A 14,956-nucleotide genomic window follows, 5' to 3' on the forward strand; every position below is an offset into this window, starting at 1 on the left:
GGAGCGCACCCCTGCCCGGTGTCAGTGGAGGAGGACCGCCAGCAGGGCGCCGAGGAGCATGCAGGGCCCGAAGGGCAGGGCGTCGCCGCCCTTCATCCGGTGGGCCAGCAGCTGCGCTCCGCCCCACAGGGCGGCGAGCACGAAGCCGTACCAGAAGCCGGTCAGCACGGTGCTCCAGCCGTACCAACCGAGGACCGCGCCCAGGGAGGGGGCCAGTTTGGCGTCGCCGAAGCCCATCGGTGCCAGCAGTGCGAGCGCGCCGTAGCAGGCCCCGAGCGCCAGTGCGGCGTAGAGGCAGCGCAGCAGTACGGCGCCCTGGTGTTCGGTCAGGACGAGCAGCAGGGCCGTGCCGAGGGCGAGCGGGAGGGTGAGGACGTCCGGCAGGCGGTGGACGGCCGCGTCGACGAAGGCGAGCACCACGCCGAACAGGGCGGCCCAGGCCAGCGGCAGCACGAGCGGCCAGTGGGCGGCCGCGCCGACCGCCGCGCCCGTCCCGGCCGCGACCAGCCCGACCCGGAGGAGGCCGGGGCCGCCCGGGGCTCCGGGCGCGCGCCACGGCTCGCCGTAGGGCACCGCGTAGCGCGCCGCCGCCGCACGCAGCAGCGGTGCCGCGAGCAGACCGCCCCCCGCTCCGACCAGTTCGCCGACCACAGCCGCCCCCTCCGCCCGAACGGGTCGAGCGTACGGCCCGTACCATCTGCGGAACCAGCGGCCAGTGATGGCGGATCAGCTTGTGAACGGGGAGCAGTGCATGGAGCCCTTGGAGGTCACCGATCCGGAGGCGGTCGGACCGTACCGCCTCCTGGCCCGACTGGGCGCGGGCGGGATGGGACGGGTGTACCTGGCCCGTTCGGCGGGTGGCCGGACCGTGGCGGTCAAGGTCGTCCGGCCGGAGCTCGCGGAGGACCGGGAGTTCCGCAGCAGGTTCGCACGCGAGGTGGAGGCCGCGCGCGCGGTTGACGGCACGTACACCGCTCCGGTGGTGGACGCCGACCAGGACGGCCCGACGCCCTGGCTGGCCACCGCCTACGTACTCGGTCCCCCGCTGACCGACGCCGTGCTGGCGCACGGACCGCTGCCCGAGGAGTCGGTACGGGCACTCGGCGCCGGCCTGGCCCAGGCGCTGGCCGCCGTACACCGGGTCGGACTGGTGCACCGCGACCTCAAGCCGTCCAACGTGCTGCTGGCCGCCGACGGACCCCGACTGATCGACTTCGGGATCGCCAGGGCGATGGAGGGCGACAGCGTCACCCGGACCGGGATCGTGGTCGGCTCACCCGGCTACATGAGCCCCGAGCAGGCGTCGGGGCAGCCGATCGGCCCGGCCAGCGACGTCTTCTCGCTCGGTTCGGTGCTGGTGTACGCCGCCACCGGCGAGGGTCCGTTCGAGTCCGCCTCGGGACCGGCCGCGCAGCTGTACAAGGTGGTGAACGACCAGCCCGACCTGGCGGGGCTGCCCGCCGGACTGCGTCCCGCCGTGGCGGCCTGCCTCGCCAAGGACCCGGCGCGGCGGCCGAGCCCGCAGGAGCTCACCGAACTGCTGGCACCGGAGGGCACCGCGGCGGTGCTGCGCCACGGCTGGTTGCCCGCACCGGTCACCGGGGCGCTGGCGCAGCACGCCGCGCAGGTGATGGACATGGAGACCCCGGCGCGCGGCACCGCCGCGGCATCGGTGGACGGCTACTCGCCGACCGGGGCGGACCACTCCCCCGCTCCCGGCACCATGCGGCTGGGTCGCGGCGCCAAAGAGCAGGATCCGCCGTCCGTGCACGGCGCGCCGACCTCGTTCACGCCCCAGCCCCCGCAGGCGGTGCCCGACACCGAGCCGGTGGCCGGTCCCCGGCCGTCCCGGCGGGCCTTCCTGTTCGGCGGCGGTGCGCTCGCGGTCGCGGCCGTCGGCGGCGGTGCGGTGTGGGCACTGTCCCCGAACCAGAACCACTATCCGGCGCAGAACCCGACCGCCACCGCACAGCCGGTGCCGAAGCAGTCCCGCCCGGCCGGGGTGCCGCCGGAGCCGCTGTGGACGTACGACGTGCAGGGGCGCGTGTCGGCGGCACCGCCACTGTTGGTCGCCGGGGTGCTCTGCCCGCAGGGCGAGGGCCTGGTGGCGCTGGACCCGGCGACCGGCAAGGAGAGGTGGGCCAGGCGGGACGTACCGGCCACCATCCTGGTGACCGCCAGGGGAATGGTCTTCGCCGCGGTCGACACCCAGATCACCGGCTTCGCCGCGGACAGCGGCGTGCCGCGCTGGACGTTCGCGGGCAAGGACACCGACGGCAACCTGCTCGCCCCCGACGGCCTGCTCGGCGCGGACGACCAGGCCGTCTACACCCTGGCCGACCTGTCGCCCAAGGGGGTGGTGTTCGGCGACACCAAGTCCGGAGTGGCCGCGGTCTCGCTCGACAACCAGCGGGAGCTCTGGTTCCAGGAGCGGAAGAAGAGCGCCAGCCCCTTCGTCTCCGGCCTGGCCGCCGCCGGCAACGTCTACTACACCGACGCCAGCAACAACCTGGTCGCCCGCAGCGGCAAGGACGGCACCCAGGTCTGGTACGCCGACACCGGCTCCTCCGCCGCCTTCCCGGCCGCCGCCGACGACACCCAGGCGTACTGCCTCACCGAGCGGACCGGCCTGCAGGCCGTCCGGCTCTCCGACGGCAGGCAGCAGTGGAAGATCACCGTGCCGGCGGACGAGAAGCGGATGTTCACTCCGGTGGCCGCGGTGAAGGGCGTGGTGTACGGCAGCGACGGCACCTCCTCGGTCTGCGGCTGGGACGCCGCCAGCGGCAAGGAGCTGTGGCGCTGCGCGCTGCCCAGGAACGTCTCGGCGATGACGGCACCGGTACTGGTCGGCAGCACCCTGTTCGTGCCGGGCGCGTTCGGCGCGGGGGTCTTCGCGGTGGACGTCAGGAGCGCGAGCCTGCGCTGGACCTTCTCCGTCCAGGGCGGTTCGACGGACGACTGGTACCTGGGCACGGACGGCAAGCGGCTGTTCGCCCAGCTCGGCCCGCACATCTACGCGCTGCCGCCGGAGTAGGCGGTAATAAGGGGAGAGCACCGGGCTGTGGCCCAGAGCACGAGGTGGCCGGCGGCCGAGCACCGTAGAGTACTCAGACATGCAGGTCATCCAGTCCAGCAAGCTCGCCAATGTCTGCTACGACATCCGCGGCCCGGTGCTCGACGAGGCGATGCGTCTGGAGGACCAGGGGCAGCGCATCCTCAAGCTGAACACCGGGAACCCGGCCCTGTTCGGGTTCGAGGCGCCGCCGGAGATCCTCCAGGACATCCTGCGGAACCTGGCCGGCGCCCACGGCTACGGGGACTCCAAGGGGCTGCTCTCCGCGCGCCGCGCCGTGGTCATGCACTACGAGGACCGCGGACTGCACGGCCTCTCGGTCGATGACGTCTTCCTCGGGAACGGGGTCTCCGAGCTGATCCAGCTCGCCATGACCGCGCTGCTGGACGACGGCGACGAGGTGCTGGTCCCGGCGCCCGACTACCCGCTGTGGACGGCCTCGGTCAGCCTGGCGGGCGGCACCGCCGTGCACTACCGCTGCGACGAGCAGTCGGAGTGGTACCCCGACCTGGCGGACATCGAGTCCAAGGTCACCGACCGGACCCGCGCGCTGGTGGTGATCAACCCCAACAACCCGACCGGCGCGGTCTATCCGCGCGAAGTCCTGGAGGGCCTGGTCGAGATCGCCCGCCGGCACAAGCTGGTGGTCTACGCGGACGAGATCTACGACAAGATCCTCTACGACGACGCGGAGCACGTCCCGCTCGCCACCCTGGCGCCGGACCTGTTCTGCGTCACCTTCAACGGCCTGTCCAAGGCGTACCGGGTGGCGGGCTTCCGCTCCGGCTGGATGGTGCTCTCCGGCGACCGGGCGCGGGCTCACAGCTACATCGAGGGCCTGAACGTGCTGGCCTCGATGCGGCTGTGCGCCAACATGCCGGCTCAGCACGCGGTGGCGGCGGCGCTCGGCGGGCGGCAGTCGATCAAGGACCTGGTGCTGCCCGGCGGGCGGCTGCTGGAGTCCCGGGACGCGGCGTACCGGCTGCTGAACGAGATCCCGGGCGTGAGCTGTGTGAAGCCCAAGGGCGCGCTCTACGCGTTCCCGCGGCTGGACCCGCAGGTGTACAAGATCAAGGACGACCAGCAGATGGTGCTCGACCTGCTGCGGGCCCAGCGGATCCTGATCGTCCAGGGCACCGGCTTCAACTGGCCCGAGCCTGACCACTTCCGGCTGGTCACACTGCCGCGCCCGGAGGAGATCACCGACGCGGTCACCCGGATCGGGGACTTCCTCTCGGGCTACACGCAGCCCTGAGGGACGGGCCGCACACGGCCCCGAACTCGCGCTGCCCGTAGCCTTGCGGGTCGGATCCGGGCGCCCGGGGCGACGGAGAAGCGGCCGACGGCCGGAGCGGGGCTCCGGCCGTCGGCCGATGTCTTTTGAGCGCCGCCGCCCCCGGTGAGGAGTAGGGGCGGCGGCCCCTCAAACCCGGGCCCGTCAGCCCAGGCGCTTGACCAGCGCTCGGTACTCGTCCCACAGCTCGGTCGGCGTGTGGTCGCCGAAGAGCTCCAGGTGGGCCGGCACCAGCGCCGCTTCCTGCCGCCAGATGTCCGCGTCGACGGAGAACAGCAGGTCGAGGTCCTCCTGCGGGATCTCCAGGCCGTCGAGGTCGAAGCCCTCGACGGCAGGCAGCACACCGATCGGCGTCTCGACGCCCTCGCCGGTGCCGTCCAGCCGCTCGACGATCCACTTCAGCACCCGGCTGTTCTCGCCGTAGCCGGGCCAGACGAACTTGCCCGCGCTGTTCTTGCGGAACCAGTTCACGTAGTAGATCTTCGGCAGCTTGTCCGCGTCGGCCTGGCCGCCGATCTTCAGCCAGTGGGCGAAGTAGTCGCCCATGTTGTAGCCGCAGAACGGGAGCATCGCGAACGGGTCGCGGCGCAGCTCGCCCACGGTGCCCTCGGCGGCGGCGGTCTTCTCGGAGGCGATGTTCGCGCCCAGGAAGACGCCGTGCTGCCAGTCGAAGGACTCGGTCACCAGCGGGACCGCGGTGGCACGGCGGCCGCCGAACAGGATGGCCGAGATCGGCACACCCGCCGGGTCCTCCCACTCGGGGGCGATGGTCGGGCACTGCGCGGCCGGGACGGCGAAGCGCGCGTTCGGGTGGGCGGCGGGGGTGCCGGACTCCGGGGTCCAGTCGTTGCCGCGCCAGTCGGTCAGGTGGGCCGGCGGCTCGTCGGTGAGGCCCTCCCACCAGACGTCACCGTCGTCGGTGAGCGCGACGTTGGTGAAGACGGTGTTGCTGTGCAGGGTGGCGATGGCGTTGGCGTTGGTGTCCGTGCCGGTGCCCGGGGCGACTCCGAAGAAGCCGGCCTCCGGGTTGATCGCGTAGAGGCGGCCGTCGGCACCGAAGCGCATCCAGGCGATGTCGTCGCCGATGGTCTCGACCTTCCAGCCCGGGATGGTGGGCTGGAGCATGGCGAGGTTGGTCTTGCCGCAGGCGCTCGGGAAGGCGGCCGCGACGTACTTGGCCTCACCGGTGGGCGGGGTGAGCTTCAGGATGAGCATGTGCTCGGCCAGCCAGCCCTCGTCCCGGGCCATGGTCGAGGCGATGCGCAGCGCGTAGCACTTCTTGCCGAGCAGGGCGTTGCCGCCGTAGCCGGAGCCGAAGGACCAGATCTCCTTGGTCTCCGGGAAGTGCGAGATGTACTTGGTGCTGTTGCACGGCCACGGCACGTCCTGCTCGCCCTCCGCGAGCGGGGCGCCCACGGTGTGGACGGCCTTGACGAACTCGCCGTCCTCGCCGAGCTGGTCGATCACGGCCTGGCCCATCCGGGTCATGACGCGCATCGACACGGCGACGTAGGCGGAGTCGGTGATCTCGACGCCGTACGCGGCCAGCGGGGAGCCGACCGGTCCCATGGAGAACGGCACGACGTACATCGTGCGGCCCTTCATCGCACCGCGGAACAGGCCCTTCTCGCCCTGGAAGATCTCGCGCATCTCGGCGGGAGCCTTCCAGTTGTTGGTCGGCCCCGCGTCCTTCTCCTGCTCGGAGCAGATGTACGTCCGGTCCTCGACGCGGGCGACGTCCGAGGGGTCGGAGGCCGCGTAGTAGGAGTTGGGGCGCTTCTTCTCGTCGAGCTTCCGGAAGGTGCCCTGGGCGACGAGCAGGTCGGCGAGGCGCTGGTACTCCTCGTCCGAGCCGTCACACCACTCGACGCGGTCCGGCTGGGTCAGCTCCGCGATCTCGCTCACCCAGGCGAGCAGGGCCTTGTGGCGGGTGGGCGCGGTTGCGAGAGCAGAGTTCTCGTACGACACGATCGCTCCGTTTCACGCCATCTCGGACAGGAGACGGCGTTGCGGGGGTTTGAGGGTGGTTACACCGTAGCCCCGCCATGTCAGCCCGAATACAGCGCCTTGGCGCTTTTGACGGAAGCTTTGCGCCACAGTGTCGAACTTGGGGTCGGTTTCGCGACTCCGCGAGCACGATCACGACCCTCGAACGCCGGGCTCGAACACTCCAGAACGTCCAAAAGTGAGTAGGGCCACTTTCTACGCATTGGTAACCTACGGTTCCGTAAGTAGCATGTTGGCCATGACTGCCGACCAGAGCACGGCCTGTGAGAACCTCCCCGAGCCGCTCGCCGCCCCGGCCGTGCCTGCGGTCGTGGACCAGGCCGCGGCCCTTCCGACGGATCCGGTCACCGGCATGGTCAAGCCGCGATGGCGGGGCTGGCTGCACGCCGGGATGTTCCCGGCCTCGGTCGCCGGCGGGATCGTGCTGATCTGCCTGGCCCAGTCGACGGCTGCCCGGGTCGCCTGCGCGGTCTACTCGGTCAGCGCCTGGCTGCTCTTCGGTGTCAGCGCCGTCTACCACCGCTTCACCTGGGGCCCGCGCGGCGAGGCCGTGCTGCGCAGGCTCGACCACGCGAACATCTTCCTGATCATCGCAGGCAGCTACACACCGTTCACGATCCTGCTGCTGCACGGCGGACGGCGCCGGATACTGCTCTGGCTGGTCTGGGGTGGCGCGCTCGCCGGGATCGCCTTCCGGGTCTTCTGGGTCGGCGCCCCGCGCTGGCTCTACACGCCCTGCTACCTCGCGCTCGGGTGGGCGGCGGTCTTCTTCCTGCCGGACTTCCTGCGGACCGGCGGCGCCGCCGTCCTCACCCTGATCATCGTCGGCGGTGTGCTCTACACCCTGGGCGGTGTGGTGTACGGGCTCAAGCGGCCCAACCCGTCACCGCGCTGGTTCGGGTTCCACGAGGTGTTCCACGCCTTCACCCTGGGCGCGTTCATCGTGCAGTACGTCGGCGTCTCGATGGTCGCGTACAGCCCGGCCGGCTGACGGCGCCGCAGGAGCGGGCCGTCGTTCCGGCTCCGGTCAGTGCCGCCCCAGCCGGGCGCGGGCGCGGGCGCAGCGCTCGCAGTGGGCCGCGTCCGGACCGTGGACGGCGGGCCCGGTCAGTACCCTGCCCCGGAAGCGGCGGGCCACCCAGCCCATGAACACCAGGGTCTCGGCGGCGGCCACCACCCAGACCATCCGCTCCCCGCCGACCAGATAGCCGCCGACCACCGCCAGCGCCGCCGCCACCCCGGCCACAGCCCCCCAGAGCTGCCCATCCCTCGCCATCGGCGCCCCTCCAGCCGCATGACCGCATGCCACACCGTCTCCACCCACGGTGACATGCGTCCCTCCCCTCCGGGGCGAACGGGGGATCAACGTTGCATCAATTCCGTGTGAGGACCGACCCGCAGGCGATCCGGCGAGTGCCCGCGACAGCGACCTCCGGTCAGCGGACCCGAGGAGCGACCCGGGGGTCCGTGGCCCCCGGGCCGCTCCGTTCGCTGGGACTGGGAGTGGCCCGGCGGACCGGATCAACCGAGCTCCAGGACCAGGCCGTCCTCGACCGGACGGTAACCCAGCTTCCGGTAGATCGAGTTGCTGGTCGGATTGGCCAGGTCGGTGTAGAGCACCACCTCCTCGGCGCCCGCCCTGCGGGCGTGGACGGAACCGGCCGCGACCACGGCGCTCGCGTAGCCCCGGCCGCGCAGCTCGGGCGGGGTGAAGACCGGCGCGATCCGGGACATCCCCGCGAGCACCGGGCTGACCCCGGCGAACGAGACCGGGCGGCCCCCGTCCTCCCAGATCCGCAGCTCACCGAGGGCGGTCCGCCGGTCGACCATCGCCCCGAGGTCGGCCGGATGCGATGCCCCGATCTCGGCCGCGAAGGCCGCGAGCCAGTCGGTCAGCAGTTCCCGGTCGTCCACCGTCGCCGGCCGGGCCCGGCCGCCCGGAGCGGGTGAGGGCTCGACCAACTCGCCCAGCCGGTGGAGCCGCTCGTTGGTCCGGACGCGCGCGGTCGCACGGCCGCCCCGGCACCACGCGGCGCCGAACGCCTCCACCGGCGCCTTCCCGCCGCCGACCCCGCCCGGCTCCACGCCCTGCGCCCGGAGCAGCTCGGCCAGCTCCGCTCCCGCCTGGGGCGGGGTCAGCCCCAACCTGAGCTGGCGCGGCGGCGTCTGCAGGAAGACCCCGGCGACCGGCGCACCCGGCCCCGGACGCCACCAGCCGAAGCGCGGGGGCTGCTCGTGCGAGTCGGAGCCGACCGCGGCGAGACGGTCCACCAGGGTGAGCAGCACGGTGTTCTCGGCGGGGTGCGCGGCGAGGAAGGTACCGGCCGCGGAACGGAATTCGTCCAGCGATGAGCTCAGGGTCCACGTCATGGTTCATGATGGCCGCCGCCCGGAGCGCGGTGCAGCTCGATTTCACCCGGGCGCACGGCGGTCGGGCGGCCCGCGCTACCCCTCCCGGACGCCCAGGCTCGCCGCCAGCACCTCCGGGTCCGCCGTCGGGGCGTCGCAGGTGAAGTTCCGGCAGACGTACGCGGCGGGACGCCCGTCCAGCAGCGGACGGTCGGCGAGCAGCGGGACGTCCGCGGTGCCGGGCTCGCCGAGGGCCACCACGGCGCCGGGCGCGGTGCCGAGGAGTGCGGTGCGGTGCAGTGCGGCGGCGGCCGGGTCGTCGGCCGGGCCGACCACGGCGACCTCGCGCGGGCCGTCAGCCAGTGCCTCGGCGACGGCCAGCCCCCAGCCGATGAAGCGCGGCGCCCGGCTGCTGAGCGCGCCGACGATGCCCAGCGCCCGCTCGGCGGCACCGCGGTGCCGGGCCGAACCGGTGTACGCGGCGTACGCGAGCAGGGCACCCGCGGCGGCGGTCCAGCCGGACGGGGTGGCGTTGTCGGTCGGGTCCTGCGGGCGGCGGATCAACTCCTCGGCGTCATCGGCCGTGTCGTACATGGCGCCTGACGCCGCGTCGACGAAGTGCGCCAGCACGGTGTCGAGCAGCCCGCCCGCCAGGTCGAGCCATTCGGCCTCGCCGGTGACCGCGTACAGGGCGAGGAAGCCCTCCGCGGTGTCCGCGTAGTCCTCCAGGACTCCGGCGTTCTCGCCGGCCCTGCCGTCCCGGGAGGTGCGCAACAGGCGTCCGTCGGCGGTGAGATGGACGGCCAGCAGCAGGTCGGCCGCGCGCTCGGCCGCCTCGATCAGGTCCGGGCGCTCCAGCAGTGCGCCGGTCTCGGCGAGGGCGGCGATGGCCAGCCCGTTCCAGGCGGCCACCACCTTGTCGTCCCGGGCGGGCGCGGGGCGCAGGGCGCGCGCCTCGAACAGCCGGGTGCGGATCCGCTCGTACTCCGCCGGGTCCTCGGGGTCGGCCGGAAGCTGCAGGACCGAGGCGCCGTGCTCGAACGTCCCGGTGGGCGTCACGGAGAACAGCCCGGCCGCGAGCGCGGCGTCCGCCGGCCCGAGTACGTCCACCAACTGCCCCGGCTCCCAGGCGTAGTACGCACCCTCGGCCGGCCGCCCGGTCTCCTCGTCAAGGCTGTCGGCATCCAGTGCGGAGGCGAATCCGCCCTCGGCCGTGCGGAGTTCGCGCACCAGGAAGTCGGCGGTCTCCAGCGCGACCCGGCGGGCGAACGCTCCGCCGGTGGCCCGCCACAGGTGCAGATGGACCCGCAGCAGCAGGGCGTTGTCGTAGAGCATCTTCTCGAAGTGCGGCACCACCCAGTCCGCGTCCACCGAGTAGCGGGCGAAGCCGCCGCCGAGCTGGTCGTAGATGCCGCCCCTGGCCATCGCCTCACAGGTCCGCTCGGCCATCTGCAGCGCCGCCTCGGAGCCGGTCCTGGCGTGGTGGCGCAGCAGGAACTCCAGCACCATCGACGGCGGGAACTTGGGCGCGCCGCCGAAGCCGCCGCGCTGCTGGTCGAAGCTCCGGCTGAGCGCGACCAGCGCCTGGTGCAGGTCCGCCGCACCGGGCGGGCCGGCCACCCCGGCCCCGGCGCCGTACACCGAGGCCCGCTCGGACAGCTCGGCCCGGATCCGCGCGGCCACCTCGCCGACCTCGTCCCGCCGGTCCCGCCAAGCCGCGCTCACGCCCTCCAGCACCTGCCGGAAGCCCGGCATCCCGTGCCGGGGCTCGGGCGGGAAGTACGTCCCGAAGTAGAACGGGTCCTTCTCGGGCGTCAGGAAGACCGTCATCGGCCACCCGCCCTGCCCGGTGGCCGCCTGCACCGCCTCCATGTAGACGGCGTCCACGTCCGGCCGCTCCTCGCGGTCCACCTTCACCGCGACGAAGTGCTCGTTGGCGTAGGCGGCCACCGCCTCGTCCTCGAAGCTCTCGTGCGCCATGACGTGGCACCAGTGGCAGGCGGCGTACCCGACGCTCAGCAGCACCGGCACCCCGCGCCGCTCGGCCTCCGCGAACGCCTCGGGGGACCACGGCCACCAGTCGACGGGGTTGTCGGCGTGTTGCAACAGGTACGGGGAGGTGGCATCGGCCAGGCGGTTCACCATGTGGGCAGTATCGCAGCACCGGCCGCGGGAACTCCGAAACCGGAACGGACTGGTGGAGTCGGTGCCGGGCGGTCGATCCGCGCGGTCCCGCCGCACGCGCCGCGACTGCGGAGTCGAGCGGCACAGCAATCCCCGTCATCCCCCTTCTTGTGCAAGTGACAATAACTGAAGTACCTTGCAGGACATGCGAGATGACGCGTGGTCACCACCTTCTGTACTGCTGACGGTCGATCTCGTGATCCTGACGCTGCGGGAGAGCCGCCTGCACGTCCTCCTGGTGGAGCGGGGCGAAGATCCCTTCCGGGGCATGCCCGCCCTGCCCGGAGGATTCCTAAACCACGATGGTGAGGAGATTCTGGATGCCGCCCACCGCGAACTAAGCGAGGAAACGGCCCTGGCCGCCGGCTGGGTGCACCTTGAACAACTGGCCGTGTACGGGGACTCGGGCCGCGATCCGCGGGGTCGAGTCGTCTCCGTGGCCCACCTGGCGATCGCACCGGGGCTGCCCGACCCGGTCGCGGGAACGGATGCCACCGATGCCGCGTGGGTTCCCGCGGAAGCCGTCCTGTCCGGCGAGGTGGAGCTCGCCTTCGACCATCGTCGAATCGCTACGGACGGGATCGAACACGCGCGCACCAAGCTCGAGTTCTCGGCGCTGGCCACAGCATTCTGCAGGGAGAACTTCACCATCGCAGAGCTGCAACAGGTGTACGAGGCCGTCTGGGGCACCGAACTCGACACCCGCAATTTCTACCGGAAGGTCCAAGCCGCGAAGGGATTCATCGTCCCCGTCGGCGCGGATCGCAGGAGCACGGGAGGACGGCCCGCACGGCTGTACCGGGCCGGTCCGAAAACCGTGCTGTTCCCACCGCTGATCCGACCCGCGCCATCCGCGATGGAAGAGAACACGAGAGGGGAAGAGGAATAGATGTCGAATGGGCCGGTTGTGGTTCTCACTGCCCTCAATCTTGAATACCAGGCTGTGCGCCAGAGGCTGGCGGATCCGCAGGTGCATCGCCATAAGCGTGGTACCCGGTTCGAGGTGGGAGCCGTGCAGGGCACATCGTGCCGTGTCGCACTCGGTCTGACGAGCAAGGGGAACCATTCCGCCGCAGTGATCGCCGAACGCGCGATTCAGGAATTCTCGCCGGTGGCCGTGCTTTTCGTCGGGGTCGCCGGCGCCCTGTGGGACACCGCCAGGCTGGGCGACGTGGTGATGGCGACACACGTGTACGCCTACCACGGCGGGACCAGCGAGGACGACGGACTCAAAGCCCGCCCCAGGGTGTGGGAAGCACCGCACGGCATCAGCCAGCTCGCCTCGCACCTGGCCCGCTTGAACGACTGGACGGACCCCACGCCCGGTCACGAGGACGTGCCGCAGGTGCGCTTCGGGGCGATCGCCGCTGGCGAGGTCGTCCAGAACTCGAGGATCTCGGCCGAGGCGAAGTGGATCCGACAGCACTACAACGACGCACTCGCCATCGAGATGGAGGCGGCCGGTGTGGCACAGGCCGGCCATCTCAACGGGGCACCGGTGGCCATCGTCCGGGGGATCAGCGACCGGGCGGACGGCACGAAGAACAGTGCGGAGGACCGCAACTGGCAGCCGCGGGCCGCAGCGAACGCGGCGGCGTTCGCTACCCGGCTGGCAGTGGAACTGGTGGGGGAACAGGAGGAGACCCCAATGCCCCTGGACGACAGGGTCCGTTCGGCCGACCGGTTCGACCGACGCGTCAGCAACACCGCCCACAAAAGCACCGTCGGCATCATGGCCGGCTCGGTCACGGGCAGCAGCGTCCACATGACCGCGGTCCCGAAGGCATCCGGCCCGAGGGACCTGATCGCGGAACTGAACGGTTTCCGCGAGCAGCTGGGGCGGCACCGCGCCGAAGGCGCCCTCGACGAGGACACCTACCGAGAGGCCCTGACCGATCTGGACTCCGCCCTCCGGGCGGCCGGGGGAAACACCCCTGAATCGTCGAAGCGGACGGCCATGACGCTCAGGAGGCTGCGCGGCTTGGTCGCGGAGTGCCCCGCACTGGTGGCCGCGCTGGCCCCCATGGTCGCCGCGGCTGGTGACCTGGCATGACCCACAGCAACGGTGCCGCGTACAACTCGGCCGCCTACGACTCCACCGTCGGGATCCAGGCCGAGACCGTACACAACTCCAACGTCTACTTCGTCCACCCGGACGCCTCGCCGCAAGAGAAGTACAGAGTGGGCGTGCGGCTCCTGGAGGACGGCATCCCCAGCCGCGCCCGCGAAATGATCACGGATGCGATCGCCCACGGGTACGACGGCGCGGAGGTTCGTTTCCACTCGGTGCTCGCCGTACTCAGCGCACGCACCTACCACGACCTGAGCACCGAAGAGGTCCGATGGCTGCACTACACCTCCGGGCTCGTACGGGCCTACGCCGAGGACGAGTGGAAGGAAGCCCTGCGCGTCACTTTCGACCTGCTGGCGGTGCTCAGCACCGCGAGCGGCGAGACCGGACCCGTGCTGAAGCAACTGCAAGACCTGCCGCTCCGCCAGCACGACGCGATCCTCCGCCACCTCGACCTCATGCTCACCGGAGGCCTGAAGGACGACCTGTGGGCGGAGACCCGCGAACGGGCCAGGACGGAGCGCTTCGGCAACGACCGGGTCCGGCGGGTCTGGGCCTACTTCGAGCCCGCCCCCATCGGGGCACGGGCCGTTCCGCCCCGCCCGAGCACCGCTGCCGCCGCCAAGGCGGCCCTCCCGGTCCGGGCGGTCCTGTTCGTCGTCAGCAGCGTGCTCCTCTGGGCCCTGGCACTGATCGCGGATCCGGCCGAGGCGATCGTCGAGTTACTGGTGGCGCTCGGCGCGGGTCTGACCGCGGCCCGCTTCGGCGTCCGATGGTGGGGCCAGGAACCCCGGTTGGACCTCACGGCCGGGACCAGCGTCCCGCACACGCGCGGTCCCGCCTCCGCCGAGAACGGGTTCACTAACCGCGTCCGCCATTCGTTCGATCACTACTTCAGCGTTCGCACGCCCTACGGGTTCACCCCGGACGCCTGGCTCGCCCACACCGCTCAGGTCCGCGGCAGCCTCGCCGCCGAGATCGCGGACCTCTACCGGGAGAGCCGGATCAGTGTGGACCGGGTCACCTGGTTGATCCGGTACCTCGCTGAGGACGCCCGGAACCGCCACAACAACGGCACTCTGTTCGATCATCAGCGCCAGGACCAGACTCCGGTCAGGACGAAGGCCCTGACCATGGTGGCTCTAGCCGTTCTCGGCATCGCGGCTCTGACCGCGTTCGGAACGGCAGTCTCGGGTGCCGCCTCGTCATGGCCGCTGTGGGCGTTCCTGGCGGTGCTCGGTGTGGCCTGGTCCGGGCACGCGACCGCCTCCCTGTGGCTGGAGGTCCGGCGTGAAGAGCACCGGCTGGCCCGGGAGACTCAGAAGTACCGTGAACAGCTGACCGCACGACAGATCGCCCACCAGCGCTGGCAGTCGCTTCTGGACGCCACGCGCCCCAGCGAGCTGGAAATGGAGACCTGGCTCACCTGCGACAAGACTTCCTTCCTCGATGAAGCGCTCCGGCACCACCGGCTCACCTGGCGCGACCTGATCACTCACACCGTCCTGGTGGCCCCAGCCCCTTCCTACAAGCGAGGCCGGGTCAGAGGCGGCCCCTGGCGGTACTCGCACTATGTCTTCCGCCTGTTCCTGTTCACCCAGGACGGGATCCGCGAGATCAGCTCCGAGTTCAAGTTCTCCGACGCAACGCGCAGGAACGAGCAGCGGAGCAACTACCGGTTCGACGCGCTGTCCTCCGTGCAGGTGACGGAGAACGTCGACGTCGGCTACGACCTGGAACTCGTCCTCACCAACGGACCAGCCAGGAAGATCCGCGTCAAGGACGCCGATGCCCATCAACTGGCGCCGGACGAGAACTCTCAGGAAATCTCCGAGATCAACCTCAACGCTGCCGGCTCCACCCACACCTTCCGCCTCCTGGAGGGGATAGCGGCGGACGGGAAGGGCTGGATCGAACGGCACAGCCCCGACAACCTGACGCCCTTCCAGATCGCCGGCTGATCCTGAACTCGAGCATA

General features: G+C 71.4%; 11 protein-coding genes. 6 read left to right on the forward strand and 5 right to left on the reverse strand.

The annotated features are described in order from the left end of the window. Nucleotides 1–21 precede the first annotated feature (21 nt). Nucleotides 22–651, reverse strand: a complete 630-nt coding sequence (locus tag ACWDAK_RS14640; RefSeq protein WP_344638689.1) for an A24 family peptidase — start codon at nt 649–651, stop codon at nt 22–24. A 100-nt stretch (nt 652–751) separates the two neighbouring features. On the opposite strand from ACWDAK_RS14640, the gene ACWDAK_RS14645 reads away from it, so the two are divergent. Beyond that, the gene (locus tag ACWDAK_RS14645; RefSeq protein WP_427393561.1) at nt 752–3,034 is read left to right on the forward strand and encodes a protein kinase domain-containing protein; all 2,283 of its coding nucleotides are present in this window, start codon (nt 752–754) and stop codon (nt 3,032–3,034) included. 79 nt (nt 3,035–3,113) lie between these two features. Beyond that, nucleotides 3,114–4,328 carry a pyridoxal phosphate-dependent aminotransferase gene (locus tag ACWDAK_RS14650; protein ID WP_344638691.1) on the forward strand — a complete coding sequence of 405 codons (1,215 nt, stop codon included), beginning with the start codon at nt 3,114–3,116 and terminating at the stop codon, nt 4,326–4,328. Nucleotides 4,329–4,511: 183 nt separating this feature from the next. Here ACWDAK_RS14650 and ACWDAK_RS14655 read toward each other — a convergent pair whose 3' ends face one another. Then, nucleotides 4,512–6,335: a phosphoenolpyruvate carboxykinase (GTP) gene (locus tag ACWDAK_RS14655; protein WP_344638692.1), complete on the reverse strand. Its 1,824-nt coding sequence runs from the start codon at nt 6,333–6,335 to the stop codon at nt 4,512–4,514. Between the two features lie 391 nt (nt 6,336–6,726). Here ACWDAK_RS14655 and trhA point away from each other — a divergent pair, with 391 nt between their 5' ends. Beyond that, entirely contained in the window at nt 6,727–7,365 is a 639-nt protein-coding gene (gene trhA, locus ACWDAK_RS14660; RefSeq protein WP_344638737.1) for a PAQR family membrane homeostasis protein TrhA, read from the forward strand. A gap of 36 nt (nt 7,366–7,401) precedes the next feature. Here the strand turns inward: trhA and ACWDAK_RS14665 are convergent, their stop codons facing one another. The 3 genes from ACWDAK_RS14665 to ACWDAK_RS14675 all read right to left on the reverse strand — a co-directional run bounded on the left by ACWDAK_RS14665 (nt 7,402) and on the right by ACWDAK_RS14675 (nt 10,868). Next, a complete protein-coding gene (locus ACWDAK_RS14665) occupies nt 7,402–7,650 on the reverse strand; it encodes a hypothetical protein (RefSeq protein WP_344638693.1) in 249 nt (82 codons plus the stop codon). A 245-nt stretch (nt 7,651–7,895) separates the two neighbouring features. Further along, the gene (locus ACWDAK_RS14670) at nt 7,896–8,744 is read right to left on the reverse strand and encodes a GNAT family N-acetyltransferase (RefSeq protein WP_427393560.1); all 849 of its coding nucleotides are present in this window, start codon (nt 8,742–8,744) and stop codon (nt 7,896–7,898) included. A gap of 75 nt (nt 8,745–8,819) precedes the next feature. After that, nucleotides 8,820–10,868, reverse strand: coding sequence for a thioredoxin domain-containing protein (locus ACWDAK_RS14675; RefSeq protein WP_427393559.1), 2,049 nt, complete (start codon nt 10,866–10,868; stop codon nt 8,820–8,822). A 184-nt stretch (nt 10,869–11,052) separates the two neighbouring features. On the opposite strand from ACWDAK_RS14675, the gene ACWDAK_RS14680 reads away from it, so the two are divergent. Genes ACWDAK_RS14680 through ACWDAK_RS14690 form a run of 3 tightly spaced genes read left to right on the forward strand, consistent with a single transcriptional unit; the run spans nt 11,053 to nt 14,939 of the window. After that, a complete protein-coding gene (locus ACWDAK_RS14680) occupies nt 11,053–11,796 on the forward strand; it encodes an NUDIX hydrolase (RefSeq protein ID WP_427393558.1) in 744 nt (247 codons plus the stop codon). Continuing rightward, nucleotides 11,797–12,960, forward strand: a complete 1,164-nt coding sequence (locus tag ACWDAK_RS14685) for a 5'-methylthioadenosine/S-adenosylhomocysteine nucleosidase family protein (RefSeq protein ID WP_427393557.1) — start codon at nt 11,797–11,799, stop codon at nt 12,958–12,960. Next, nucleotides 12,957–14,939, forward strand: coding sequence for a hypothetical protein (locus ACWDAK_RS14690; protein WP_427393556.1), 1,983 nt, complete (start codon nt 12,957–12,959; stop codon nt 14,937–14,939). Before ACWDAK_RS14685 ends, ACWDAK_RS14690 begins: the two co-directional genes overlap by 4 nt. Nucleotides 14,940–14,956 lie beyond the last annotated feature (17 nt).

This window comes from Kitasatospora sp. NPDC001175 (assembly GCF_053598215.1).